At 69.6% G+C, this 11,879-nt stretch carries 11 protein-coding genes; 7 read left to right on the top strand and 4 right to left on the bottom strand.

Annotation, left to right across the window (positions count from 1 at the left end; all coding sequences use genetic code 11):
• The first annotated feature begins 50 nt into the window (after positions 1-50).
• The 3 genes from AC5JJ2_RS17420 to AC5JJ2_RS17430 all read left to right on the top strand — a co-directional run bounded on the left by AC5JJ2_RS17420 (position 51) and on the right by AC5JJ2_RS17430 (position 3,327).
• Positions 51-2,144 (top strand): catalase, encoded by a 2,094-nt coding sequence (locus AC5JJ2_RS17420; RefSeq protein ID WP_495859291.1) that lies wholly within the window; start codon positions 51-53, stop codon positions 2,142-2,144.
• A gap of 149 nt (positions 2,145-2,293) precedes the next feature.
• On the top strand, positions 2,294-2,722 hold the full coding sequence (locus AC5JJ2_RS17425; protein ID WP_495859292.1) for a hypothetical protein: 429 nt from the start codon (positions 2,294-2,296) through the stop codon (positions 2,720-2,722).
• Between the two features lie 2 nt (positions 2,723-2,724).
• Positions 2,725-3,327 (top strand): cysteine hydrolase family protein, encoded by a 603-nt coding sequence (locus AC5JJ2_RS17430; protein ID WP_495859293.1) that lies wholly within the window; start codon positions 2,725-2,727, stop codon positions 3,325-3,327.
• Between the two features lie 6 nt (positions 3,328-3,333).
• Here the strand turns inward: AC5JJ2_RS17430 and AC5JJ2_RS17435 are convergent, their stop codons facing one another.
• Both AC5JJ2_RS17435 and AC5JJ2_RS17440 read right to left on the bottom strand, forming a co-directional pair.
• Positions 3,334-4,755: a sulfatase family protein gene (locus AC5JJ2_RS17435; protein WP_495859294.1), complete on the bottom strand. Its 1,422-nt coding sequence runs from the start codon at positions 4,753-4,755 to the stop codon at positions 3,334-3,336.
• Between the two features lie 47 nt (positions 4,756-4,802).
• On the bottom strand, positions 4,803-5,048 hold the full coding sequence (locus tag AC5JJ2_RS17440) for a hypothetical protein (RefSeq protein WP_495859295.1): 246 nt from the start codon (positions 5,046-5,048) through the stop codon (positions 4,803-4,805).
• 119 nt (positions 5,049-5,167) lie between these two features.
• On the opposite strand from AC5JJ2_RS17440, the gene AC5JJ2_RS17445 reads away from it, so the two are divergent.
• Positions 5,168-7,804, top strand: coding sequence for an AMP-binding protein (locus tag AC5JJ2_RS17445; RefSeq protein ID WP_495859296.1), 2,637 nt, complete (start codon positions 5,168-5,170; stop codon positions 7,802-7,804).
• 9 nt (positions 7,805-7,813) lie between these two features.
• Here the strand turns inward: AC5JJ2_RS17445 and AC5JJ2_RS17450 are convergent, their stop codons facing one another.
• Together AC5JJ2_RS17450 and AC5JJ2_RS17455 are read right to left on the bottom strand one after the other, a co-directional pair.
• Positions 7,814-8,197 carry a DUF6575 domain-containing protein gene (locus tag AC5JJ2_RS17450; protein WP_495859297.1) on the bottom strand — a complete coding sequence of 128 codons (384 nt, stop codon included), beginning with the start codon at positions 8,195-8,197 and terminating at the stop codon, positions 7,814-7,816.
• Positions 8,198-8,707: 510 nt separating this feature from the next.
• Positions 8,708-8,980 carry a DUF1653 domain-containing protein gene (locus AC5JJ2_RS17455; protein WP_495859298.1) on the bottom strand — a complete coding sequence of 91 codons (273 nt, stop codon included), beginning with the start codon at positions 8,978-8,980 and terminating at the stop codon, positions 8,708-8,710.
• A gap of 65 nt (positions 8,981-9,045) precedes the next feature.
• Between AC5JJ2_RS17455 and AC5JJ2_RS17460 the strand changes: the two genes are divergently transcribed.
• The 3 genes from AC5JJ2_RS17460 (at position 9,046) to AC5JJ2_RS17470 (ending at position 11,818) form a co-directional block, all read left to right on the top strand.
• Complete coding sequence (locus AC5JJ2_RS17460) at positions 9,046-9,657, top strand: hypothetical protein (RefSeq protein WP_495859299.1); 612 nt, start codon at positions 9,046-9,048, stop codon at positions 9,655-9,657.
• A 105-nt stretch (positions 9,658-9,762) separates the two neighbouring features.
• The gene (locus AC5JJ2_RS17465) at positions 9,763-10,896 is read left to right on the top strand and encodes an HlyD family secretion protein (protein WP_495859300.1); all 1,134 of its coding nucleotides are present in this window, start codon (positions 9,763-9,765) and stop codon (positions 10,894-10,896) included.
• Between the two features lies 1 nt (position 10,897).
• Positions 10,898-11,818: an ABC transporter ATP-binding protein gene (locus AC5JJ2_RS17470; protein WP_495859301.1), complete on the top strand. Its 921-nt coding sequence runs from the start codon at positions 10,898-10,900 to the stop codon at positions 11,816-11,818.
• The last annotated feature ends 61 nt before the right edge of the window (positions 11,819-11,879 follow it).

An 11,879-nucleotide genomic window follows, 5' to 3' on the forward strand; every position in this document is an offset into this window, starting at 1 on the left:
GCTTCGGCAATACCTTCCTTTCCCACCGTTATCGTTAAGGTCGAACGGCCATGACCCAAAAGCCAGACGCGCCGACCGGTTCCCCCTCCCCCGACAGGAACCCCAGCAAGGGCGGCGAGACGCACCAGACGGCCGCCGGTAACGCCCCCGTGCTCACCACCAGCCAGGGCGTCCCGGTCGCCGACGACCAGAACACGCTCCGCTTCGGCCCCCGCGGCCCCGCCGCCCTGGAGGACTTCCACTTCCGGGAGAAAATCTTCCACTTCGACCACGAGCGGATCCCGGAGCGGGTCGTCCACGCCCGCGGCGTCGGGGCGCACGGGTACTTCGAGAGCAACGGCGAGCTGGAGGCCGTCAGCCGCGCGGCCGTGTTCAAGAAGGGGGAGAAGACGCCGGCGTTCGTCCGGTTCTCGACCGTGGCCGGGAGCAAGGGGTCGGCCGACCTCGCGCGGGACGTGCGCGGGTTCGCGGTGAAGATGTACACGAAGGAGGGGAACTGGGACCTGGTCGGCAACAACATGCCGGTGTTCTTCATTCAGGACCCGATCAAGTTTCCGGACATGGTCCACGCCTTCAAGGAGGAGCCGGACCGCGGGTTCCCGCAGGCCGCGACCGCACACGACAACGCCTGGGACTTCATCTCGCTGACGCCCGAGTCGATGCACATGGTCATGTGGACCATGTCCGACCGGGCCATCCCGCGGTCGCTGCGGTTCATGGAGGGGTTCGGCGTCCACACGTTCCGGCTGGTGACGGCCGACGGGAAGTCCACGTTTGTGAAGTTCCACTGGAAGCCGAAGCTGGGGATGCAGTCGGTCGTGTGGAACGAGGCGGTGAAGATCAACGGGGCCGACCCCGACTTCCACCGCCGCGACCTGTGGGACGCCATCGAGATGAAGGCGTTCCCCGAATGGGAACTCGGCGTGCAGCTGTTCGACGACGAGTTCGTGACGAAGTTCGCGTTCGACGTGCTCGACCCCACGAAAATCATCCCGGAGGAGGACGTGCCGGTGAAGGTCGCCGGCCGGCTGGTGCTGGACCGGAACGTGGACAACTTTTTCGCCGAGACGGAGCAGGTCGCGTACTGCACGCAGAACGTCGTGCCGGGGATCGACTTCTCGGACGACCCGCTGTTGCAAGGGCGGAACTTCTCGTACCTCGACACGCAGTTGAAACGGCTGGGCAGCCCGAACTTCACACACATCCCGATCAACGCGCCGAAGTGCCCGGTCATGAACTTCCAGCAAGACGGGCACATGGCGATGCGGAACCCGAAGGGGCGGGCGAACTACGAGCCGAACTCGTGGGGCGCGGCCGGCGGGCCGCGGGAGTCGCCAACGGCCGGGTTCCAGACGTTCCCGGTGCGGGTCGAGGCGACGAAGCTGCGGGCGCGGTCGGAGACGTTCGCCGACCACTACAGCCAGGCCCGGCAGTTCTACGTCAGCCAGACGCCGATCGAGCAGAAGCACATCCAGAACGCGCTCGTGTTCGAGCTGAGCAAGGTCTCGCGGGTGGACATCCGGGCGCGGATGGTGTCCCACCTGATGAACATCGACGACGGGCTGGCCGACGCCGTGGCGAAGGGGCTGCGGCTGAAGGAGATGCCGACCGCGGCGACCGCGGCGAAGCCGACGCGGAAGGACCTGAAGCCGTCCGACAAGCTGAGCATCATCAAGAACGGCCCGAAGGATTTCGCCGGGCGGAAGGTCGGGGCGCTCGTGACGGACGGCGTGGACGCGGGCGTGCTGGCGGCGCTGCGGAAGGCGGTCGAGGCCGAGAAGGCGGTGCTGAAGCTAATCGCGCCCGAGGTCGGCGGCGTGAAGGACTCGGCCGGGACGTGGCACGACGCGGACGAGAAGCTGGAGGGCGGGCCGTCCGTGGTGTTCGACGCGGTCGCGGTGCTACCGTCGAAGGACGGGGCGGACGTGCTGGCGAAGCTGCCGGCCGCCCGCGACTTCGTCGCGGACGCGACGGCGCACCGGAAGTTCGTCGGGTACGCGGCCGCCGCCACGCCGCTGTTGGAGAAGGCCGGGGCCGCGCTGGACGAGGGGTTCCTGCCGCTGAACAAGGCCGCCGAGTGCGAGGCGTTCGTCGCCGCGTGCCGGAAGGTCCGGTTCTGGGACCGGGCCGCGGCGGAGCGGTAAGCACCCTGGGACCGCGGGCGTCCCGCCCGCCACGGCCCCAGCCGCTTAAGACTGATCCCCGCGGCCGGAAGGTGAGCGGGCGGGACGCCCGCGGTCCCAGGGACCGGCCGTCAGTCGTGTGGATACCCACGATGCAAAGGAGGGGAACGATGTTCCCGCACCGACGGTCCATGCTCGCGGCGCTCGGGCTGACGTTCCCGTTCGCCCTCCCCGCGCGGTCGGCCGCGGTCGGCCCGCCGCCGGAATTACGGTTCCGCTCGTTCGAGGAGGCCGTCCGCCGGGCGTTCGCCGGGATCGACCCGCGCGAGGACCGGCCGTGCCGTCGGGTGGAGGTCGGCCACTCGGACGTGCTACAGACCGGCGTGCAGGGCTGCCACAACGACCGCCCGTTTGCCGGCTTCCCGGCTGGCCGGTTGCGGATCGTCGGCGTCGGGTCGGAACCGGGGCCGGTCGTCGGCGGCGTGCGGTTGTACGTCGCCACGGTCGATGTTCTGCTCGCGGACGGGACCGACGGCCCGAGCCGGCCGTTCGATTTCGCGTCGCTGCCGCCCGCGCCGGTCCTCTTCACCCACGCCTGACCATGCCCGGAACGAGCCAGACCCTGCACGGCAACGCCCCGGACAAGTGCCCGGTCGCGCTCTTGCTCGTGGATGTGATTAACCCGCTCGACTTCCCCGAAGCGGACCAACTGCTCCGCCACGCGGTTTCGGCCGCGGACCGGCTGGCCGACCTCAAGGCGAAGGCCCGGCGGGCCGGCGTCCCCGTCGTATACGCGAACGACAACTTCGGGAAGTGGCGGTCCGACCTGTCGGCCGTCGTCGAGCGGTGTACGGAGACCGGTTGCAAGGGCCGTCCGCTCGTCGAGAAGCTACGGCCCGACGCGGACGATTACTTCGTGCTGAAGCCGAAGCACTCGGCGTTCTTTTCCACGACGCTCGACACGCTGCTCCGCTACCTCGGCACGCGGGCGCTCGTACTCGGCGGGTTCGCGGCGGACATCTGCGTGCTGTTCACGGCCAACGACGCTTACATGCGTGACCTGCGGCTGGTCGTCCCGGCCGACGGCGTCGCGTCGAACGAGGCGGCGGATCGAGATGCGGCCCTAGCGCTGATGCGCCGCGTGTTGAAGGCCGACACGCCCGCCGCCGCGGACATCGACTTCACGACGCTGCTCCGGTCGTGAGCGGCCTCACTTCTTCGGTTCAAACCCGCTGCGGATCGTCCCGTCGCGGCCGATGAGCGGTTGCGGCTTCTCGACCCTGCCGAGCGGCCGCGAACCCGGAGCCGGGCCGTCCAGGCCGAGGTCCGGTTCCATCGCCGCCATCAGCCCCTCCAGCTTCTTTACCACGGCCGGATGGTCGGCCGCCACGTCGCGGCACTCGCCGATGTCGTCCTTCAGGTCGAACAGCTTCGGCTTGTCCGCCTTCATCGCCGGCGGGCGGTGCAGCTTCCAGTCGCCGTGCCGGACGGCCTCCAGCCGCAGCCCGCGGTAGTAGTAGAACGTCTCGTGCGCCGGCTTCGCGTCCTTCTCGCCGAACAGGTGCGGCCGGATGTCCACGCCGTCGAGCTTGCGGTCGGCCGGCGGCTTCGCCCCGGCCAGCGCCGCGACCGTCGGCAGCACGTCGATCATGCCGACGACGGCGTCGCACGTCGTCCCGGCCGGGACCTTCCCCGGCCACCACGCGATCGTCGGCACCCGCATCCCGCCCTCCCACGTGCTCGCCTTGTTCCCCCGCAGCGGCGCGTTCACGCTCCGCGGCGTGCCGCCGTTGTCGCTGGTGAAGACCACGAGCGTCCGCCCCGCGAGGTCGTGCTTGCGGACCGCGTCGAGAACCCGGCCGACGCCCCAATCGACTTCTTCAACCCAGTCCGAGAACAGGCCGTGCGGCGACTTCCCGGCCCACGCCTTCCCAGGATACAGCGGGAAGTGGACGGCGTTGTGCGGCAGGTACAGGAAGAACGGCCGGTCCTTGTTCGCGGCGATGAACGCCGTCGCCTCGGCCGTGTAAATCTCGACGAGCGACTGCTGGTCGTCCGGCCGCACCCGCTTCACGACCGTCCCGTTTCGCAGCAGCGGCAGCGGCGGCTGCTGCACGGCCCCGGCCTTCGGCTTCGGCAGCGGCTTGCCGAGGTCGCTCTTCACCCCGTCCTCCGGCGGCCCCATGTCGTTCGAGTACGGCAGCCCGAAGTGCAGGTCGAACCCCTGCTCGTTCGGCAGGAACTCCGGCTGGTCGCCGAGGTGCCACTTGCCGACGATGGCGGTCGCGTACCCGGCCGCCTTTAGCAACTCCGCGACCGTCACCTCGTTCGGCGACAGGCCGACGGCGTCGTTCGGGAACAGCACGCCGGGGATCGGCAGGGCGCGCTTCGGGTAGCACCCGGTCATGAGCGCCGCCCGCGACGGCGAGCAGACCGGGGCGGCGTAGAAGGCCGTGAACTTGCGGCCCTCCTTCGCCATCGCGTCGAGGTGCGGCGTCCGGTTGATCTTCGACCCGAACGGCCCGATGTCCGCGTACCCGAGGTCGTCGATGTTGATGAAAATGACGTTCGGCTTGTCGGCCGCGTGCAGGAACCCGCCGCCGAACAGGGCCAGAGCGAGGAGAGGTCGCATCACTACTTTCCCCGAGGGTGTGGGGAAGAGTGTATCCGAACCGCGGGTCAGCGGCGGGGCTTGTTCGCGACCGGCGGGACGAGGGACACGACGACCTGCCCGCCGGCGGCGTGGACGTGGTTGACGAGGTACGCCACCTCCGGCTTGTCCGGCAGCCGCACGCCGACGGCCTGGCCCTCCCCGAACCCGAGGACCCGCCACTCGGCCGCCCGGACCCGCAGCCGGAGGCCGCCGGCGTGGGCCTCGTATTCGGCGAAGCACTTCATGCCGTCGAGCGCGATGACGCCCTTCATCCCCGCCCCTCCCCCAGAGGTTTGAACGCCCGCTCAGTAATGCGCCGCGGGCGGCGGCGGCACAAGGTCCGTTGCGGGCCGCGGTCCGTACCCTAACGGCATCCGCCGGGGCGTTCGACATGCTGCACCTGTTCCGCGTCCTCTTCTCGTACCTCGCGCAGTTCCTCCTCGGCCTCCGCTACCGCGTCACCGTCGCGGGGACGGCCGAAGTGCTGAAGCACCCCGGCCCGTACCTCATCCTGCCGAGCCACCCGGCGTACGTGGACCCGCCGAACGTCATCGCCCACCTGTGGCGGACGTTCCGGATGCGGCCGATGCTGCTCGAGACGAACTTCGAGTCGCCGATCCTCGCCCCGCTCGCGTGGCTGCTCCGCGCGATCAAGGTTCCCGAGACGGAGAAGGCTAGCGCCGAGGCCCGGCTGCGGGCGGAGAAGTCGGTTCAAGAAGTCATCGAGGCGCTGAAGGCCGGGGACAACGTCGTGCTGTGGCCGTCCGGCACGCTGTCGCGGGACGGCAAGGACTACCTCGGCGCGGCCCGCACCGCCGCCGACGTGCTGAAGGCCGTCCCGACCGCCACGCTCGTGCTCGTCCGCACTCGCGGGCTGTGGGGCAGTTCGTTCGGCTGGGCCTACGCCAAGAAGCCGCGGCTGATCCCGTCGCTCTTGCGCGGGGCACGACAATTACTCACAAACCTGATCGTCTTCATGCCCCGCCGCCGGGTGACGATGACGCTGCAAGCGTTCGCCGCGACCGAGCGGCCGGAGCCGACACGAGAGAAGCTCAACCCGTGGCTGGAGGCGTGGTACAACGCGGACGGCGGCGAGCGGCCGACGTTCGTGCCGTACCACTTCCTGTCCGGCCCGCGGGAGGTCGAGTTCCCGCCGCCGGTCCGCGGGGCCGACCTCGACGTGTCGAAGGTGAAGCCGAAGACGGTCGAGACGGTCACGCACGTGATCGAGGAGCACCTGAAGCGGCCGCTGACGCCGGAGGAGAACAAGGCCGAGACGACGTTCGCGCAGCTCGGCCTCGACAGCCTGGAAGGCATGGAGATCGCGCTCGCCGTCGAGCAGCACTCCGGGTTCAGCAGCGACGTGGTCCCCACCGGCATCGGGCAGCTCTGGGCGCTCGCGGAAGGGCTGCTCGAGTCCGGGCCGCCGAAGCCCGCGCCGAAGGCGTGGTTCGCCCCGCCGTCCGACACGCGGCCGCTGGAAATCCTGGGCGAAACCATCCCGGAGGCGTTCGTCAACCGCGTGCTGGCGAACCGCACGGAGGTCGCGGCCGCGGACGACCTCGCCGGGGCCGTCACCTACGAGAAGCTGTTCGTCGGCGCGACGGCGATGGCCGCCCGGTTCCGCGACCTGCCCGGCGAGAACGTCGGCCTGCTGCTGCCGGCGTCGGTCGCCGCCGACCTCGCGTTCCTCGGCCTGCACCTCGCCGGGAAGCTGCCGGTCGCGCTCAACTGGACGACCGGCCCGGCGAACCTCGAACACGCCGTCATCCTGATGAAGCTGCGGCGGGTCGTCACGTCGAAGCGGTTCATCGACCGCACGCAGATATTCGTCCCCGGCACGGAGTTCGTCTTCCTCGAAGACGTGCGGGCGACGATGGGCAAGTTCGAGCTGCTCCGCCGGCTGCTCACGCTGCGGTTCCTCCCCGGCGTTTCCAAGCGCTCGGCCCTGGGCGGCCTGTCAACGGACTGTCACCGGCCGGCGGTGGTGCTGTTCACGAGCGGGTCGGAGAAGGCCCCGAAGGCGGTGCCGCTCACGCACGCCAACATCATTGCCGACATGCGGGGTGCGACGCCGCCGCAGGAGCTGACGCGGGCCGACTCCGTCCTCGGCTTCCTGCCGATGTTCCACAGCTTCGGCCTGACCATCGCCGGGCTGTTCCCCGTACTCGCCGGCGCAAAGGTCGTCCACCACCCGGACCCGACGGACGCATCGTCGCTGGCGCGGAAGGCGGCGGCGTACAGGCCGACGATCCTGATCGGCACGCCGACGTTCGCCGGGTTCATCCTGAACCGCGTGAAGCCCGGCGACCTCGACTCGCTGCGGCTGATCGTCGTCGGCGCGGAGAAGTGCCCGGACGACATCTTCGACCGCGCGAAGCAGTTGGCCCCGAACGCGACGGTGCTGGAAGGGTACGGCGTGACCGAGTGCTCGCCGTGCGTGGCCGTGAACCCGGTGTCCGCCGTGAAGCGGGGCACGATCGGCAAGCCGCTGCCGAACGTGACGGTGTGCGTCGTCGATCTGGAGACGGGGGCGAAGCTGCCGGCGAACCAGATGGGCCTCCTCCTCGTCGGCGGGCCGACGGTGTTCCCCGGCTACCTCGGGCACGAGGGGGAGTCGCCGTTCCGCGAGATCGCCGGCGAACGGTGGTACGTGACCGGCGACCTCGCGGCCCTCGACGCCGACGGGTACATCGTGTTCCACGGCCGGCTGAAGCGGTTCCTCAAGGCCGGCGGCGAGATGATCTCGCTGCCCGCGCTGGAGGAGCCGTTCGCGAAGTTGTTCCCGCCGACGGACGCCGGGCCGCGGGCGGCCGTCGAGGGCGTCGAGCGGGACGGCGGGCGGCACGTGGCCCTGTTCACGACGGAGGAGATTTCGCTCCGCGACGCGAACGCGGTGCTGCAAAAGGAAGGCTTCCGCGGCGTGATGCGGCTCGACGAGGTGCGGACGGTGGCCGCGATCCCCGTGCTGGGGACGGGCAAGACGGACTACAAGGTGCTCCGCGGGATGCTCACCGTCGGGAATTGAGCCGTCCGCTCAGGAAACGTGTGGCTGGAAGTTCAACCGGGCGTCGGGATGGGGCAGCACGTCGTCGGGCACGTCCTGAATCCTCACCCGCCACACCGCCGCGACGGATTGGTCCGCCTTCAAGTCGAGGACGTAGTGCCGGGGCGAATCGGTCAGGGCCGGGCGGAGGGGGTCCGTGCCCGCCTTGAGCCGGTCCAACTCCGCGTCGGCGATTGGAACCAACAGGTACCGGTCGAGTTCCGCGGAACTGCAGCACCAGTGCGCGAGAAAGACCGTGCCGGATTCCCGGCCGACGGTGAACGTTTTCGGCCCGTCGTACCAGACCAGGATGTCGAGTGGCTCGAACGGCTCGAACGACTTGGGCGGTTGTATCTGACCCACAACGGTCCACATGACTTGTCTTCCTTCCCCCGTGCTATACTACGGCGAAACCGTTCTCCCGGATGACGTTTTGACACGGCCACCATGTGGTGTGGGTGTGGACAACCCCCGGCGTTTGCTTGATCCGTCCGTGGTGCGAGCCTAGCACCCCCTCGGCAACATGCGAGCCGAGCTGGGGGTAAATCCTCATCAATTGCCGGGCGTCCGACAAGCTCAGACACACCGACATGCCCCACCGCCGGCACTGCTCGGGGTGGTTCGGGAACTTACCCATTTCTACCGTGGTCTGGAAGTCCGAGGCCATCGGCGGGTTGTGGGCCACGACCCGAAACACCGTCACGTCGTTCGGGAACCGCGAGTCCTCCGGCGGGCAGCCGCTGGGGATGTTTTGAGGGAATATCGGCATACTTCACCACACGTCGCCAGTAAAACGGTGACAAGAATGTGACTGGCACATTGAACAGAGTTCGGGGGAAAGTATCAACAGAAAAGTGTTTCGTGGCCGACGACGTGATCGCCAGGTCATTCGCGGCTACCGTCCCGGTTCCGCGGCAGGGTCGGGATGACGGCGGACTTCGGCCCGAGGAACTCGAACCGGGCGACCGTCCGGTTGCCGAGCGTGACCCGCTCCTGGAACATGGTCAGCGGCCGCACCCACAGGCCGGTGTCGTCCCCGTGCAGCGGCCGGTAGACGACCAGCGACTCGTCCGTCTCGCTGTGCCGGGCGACGCCGATGACCTCGTACTCGCCGCCCTTGAAGTGGCGGTACTTTCCCGGCCGGAGGGGTTCGGTCATGGCAGGCGGTCCTTCCGAGATGGGCTGTTGCCGTTATAGCACGGCCGCCGGGGCGTGAGCAAAAAATGTCGAACCCCGACCTGCTGTCCGCCCACCTGCGGGGCGAGCTGTTCGCCGTCTGCCAGGAGCCGGACGGCGTCTTGCGCGCCGGCCCGCCGCTGCCGGCGGCGGTGTTCCCCGGCTCGTTCAACCCGCTGCACGACGGGCACACGGCCCTCGCGGCCGCGGCCGCCCGCGCCCTCGGCGGGCCGGTCGCGTTCGAGCTGAGCACGGCGAACGTGGACAAGCCGAACCTGGACGAGGCGGAGGTCCGCCGCCGGCTGGGGCAGTTCCGGGATGTGGCGGCCGTGTGGGTGACGCGGGCGGCGGCGTTCGAGAAGAAGGCCGACCTGTTCCCCGGCGGCACGTTCGTCGTCGGGTTCGACACGGCCGTCCGGCTGATCGACGCGAAATACTACGGCGGCGAGGCCGGCCGGGACGCCTGCCTGCGGAAGCTGCTCGACCGCGGCTGCCGGGTGCTGGTCGGCGGCCGGGTGCAAGGCGGCGCGTTCCGCGTGTGGCGGCCGGACGCCGTGCGGCCGATCTTCCGCGACCTGTTCGCGGTGCTGACCGAGGACGAGTTCCGCGTGGACCGCTCCTCGACGGAACTGCGGGGGCCGGGGGTTCCGCCCCGGTAGTTCCCCCGCCTGCGACTCCTTTCGCACTTTTTTCGCATTTCTGGCGTCCGAACCGCGCTCGGCGGCCGCAGTGCCTTTCAAGAAGCACAGACGCGGAGAGAAGCCATGAGAAAAGTCGCAGCCGGTTTGCTCGTGTTGGCCGCGGTCGGCGGCGGGGCGGCGTGGTACTGGCCGCTGAACCGCTCGCCGGAGGTCCTCCGGCTGCCCGGCACCGTCGAGGTGCAGGAAGTTCGCCTCGGCTCCCAGGCCGGCGGCCGCGTCGCGGCCGTGAAGGTCAAGGAGGGCCAACTCGTCGAGGCCGGGCAGCCGCTCGTCTGGTTCGAGGCGGAGGAACTCACCGCCCGCCGCGACCAGGCGCAGCACAAGCTCGAATCCGCCCGCGCGGCGTGGGAGAAGGCCCAGCACGGGCCGCTGCCGGAAGAGATCGCGGAGGCGAAGGCCGTCGCGGAAGCCGCCGCCGCCCGGTACGCCCGGATGAAGACCGGCAGCCGCGAGGAGCAGAAGCAACAGGCCCGCGCCGACCTGGAAGCCGAACAGGCGAACCTCCGGCGGTCCGAGGACGAGTTCGCCCGGATCAACAAGCAGACCGTCTTCTCCGAACAGGAACGAGAGACTGCCCTGGCGAACCGGGACCGCGCCCGCGGCCGGGTGGCGGGCGCGAAGGCCGTCCTGGAGATCGCGTTGGTCGGCAACCGCGCCGAGGACATCGCCGAGGCGGCGGCCGAGAAGGACCGGTTCGAGGCGAGGTACAAGCTCGTCCGCCGAGGCGTGCGGGACGAGGACAAGGCGGCCGCCTACGCCGCCGTCGCCGAGGCCGAGGCGAACCTACGGTTCGCCGAGAAGCAGCTCCGCGAGGTCGGCGTGCTGGCCCCGGAGAAGTGCGTCGTCGAGACGCTGGCCGTCCGGCCCGGCGACCTCGTCGCGGCCGGGCAGCCGGTCGTCAAGGCGCTGCGGGCCGACGACCTGTGGGTGAAGGTGTTCGTCCCGTCCACGGAGTTGGGCAAGGTCAAGCTGAATCAAACCGTCGAGGTCGCGGTCGATTCGCATCCCGGCCGGCGGTTCGCCGGCGAGGTTTCCCAGATCGCAACGGTCAGCGAGTTCACGCCGCGGAACGTGCAGTCGCTCGACGAGCGGCGGCACCAGGTGTTCGCCGTGAAGGTCCGCGTCGCCGACCCGGACGGCGTGTTCAAGTCCGGCATGGCGGCGGAAGTCTTCCTCAACGTCTCGGAGGGGAAATAACGTGAGCAACTCCATCGTCATCGACCAGGCGTCGATCCGGTTCGGGACGTTCACCGCCGTCGAGAAGGTGTCGTTCAACGTGGGGCGGGGCGAAGTGTTCGGCCTGCTCGGCCCGAACGGGTCCGGGAAGACGACGCTCATCCGGGCGCTGTGCGGGCTGATCCGGTTCGCCGAGGGACGGGCCGAAGTCCTCGGCCGCGACGTGGTGAAGGAACCCGAAGCGATCCGGCAGGAAGTCGGGTACATGTCGCAGAAGTTCTCGCTGTACGCCGACCTGACGGTGCGGGAGAACATGGACTTCTACGCCGGCATCTACGGGCTGCCGTCCGCCGAGGCGAAGCGACGACAGCAGGAGCTGATCGAGCTGACCGGGCTGGGGCCGTACCTGGCCCGGCGGGCGGAACGGCTGTCCGGCGGGTGGAAGCAGCGGCTGGCGCTGGTGTGCGCCCTGCTCCACCGGCCGCGGCTGGTGTTCCTCGACGAGCCGACGGCCGGGATCGACCCGGTCGCCCGCCGCGACCTGTGGGACCTGCTGTTCAAGCTCGCCGCCGAGGGCGTCACCCTGTTCGTCACGACGCACTACATGGACGAGGCCGAGCGGTGCGGCCGCGTCGGCTACCTGTACCTCAGCCGGCTGCTCGCCCTCGGGTCGCCGGCCGAGTTGAAGAAGCTGCCGGCGGTCACGCCGCCGGGCACGCGGCGGCTGGAGATTCACGCCGAGAACACGGCGCAAACGCTCGACCGGCTCCGCAAGCTGCCGACCGTGCGGGAGGCGACGATCTTCGGCCAGTCCGTCCACACGCTGGTGGAAGAGGACGTGACCGCGACCGACCTCGGCCTGCGGGCCGAGCAAGTCCGCCCGATCACCCCGAACCTGGAAGACGTGTTCGTCACCCTGGCGAAAGCCCAACAAGCCGCGTGAGGTGTCGTTTTGGTTTTGTTCCCTCCCCCCTTGGGGGGGAGGGTTAGGGAGGGGGGTGAGC

The organism is Limnoglobus sp., assembly GCF_059499385.1.

Bases quoted from the DNA above. Each gene is read 5' to 3' on its own strand.
- AC5JJ2_RS17450 (WP_495859297.1), bottom strand. From the start codon at position 8,197: ATGTGGACCGTTGTGGGTCAGATACAACCGCCCAAGTCGTTCGAGCCG.
- AC5JJ2_RS17430 (WP_495859293.1), top strand. From the start codon at position 2,725: ATGCCCGGAACGAGCCAGACCCTGCACGGCAACGCCCCGGACAAGTGC.
- AC5JJ2_RS17435 (WP_495859294.1), bottom strand. From the start codon at position 4,755: ATGCGACCTCTCCTCGCTCTGGCCCTGTTCGGCGGCGGGTTCCTGCAC.
- AC5JJ2_RS17420 (WP_495859291.1), top strand. From the start codon at position 51: ATGACCCAAAAGCCAGACGCGCCGACCGGTTCCCCCTCCCCCGACAGG.
- AC5JJ2_RS17460 (WP_495859299.1), top strand. From the start codon at position 9,046: ATGTCGAACCCCGACCTGCTGTCCGCCCACCTGCGGGGCGAGCTGTTC.
- AC5JJ2_RS17425 (WP_495859292.1), top strand. From the start codon at position 2,294: ATGTTCCCGCACCGACGGTCCATGCTCGCGGCGCTCGGGCTGACGTTC.
- AC5JJ2_RS17440 (WP_495859295.1), bottom strand. From the start codon at position 5,048: ATGAAGGGCGTCATCGCGCTCGACGGCATGAAGTGCTTCGCCGAATAC.
- AC5JJ2_RS17465 (WP_495859300.1), top strand. From the start codon at position 9,763: ATGAGAAAAGTCGCAGCCGGTTTGCTCGTGTTGGCCGCGGTCGGCGGC.
- AC5JJ2_RS17445 (WP_495859296.1), top strand. From the start codon at position 5,168: ATGCTGCACCTGTTCCGCGTCCTCTTCTCGTACCTCGCGCAGTTCCTC.
- AC5JJ2_RS17455 (WP_495859298.1), bottom strand. From the start codon at position 8,980: ATGACCGAACCCCTCCGGCCGGGAAAGTACCGCCACTTCAAGGGCGGC.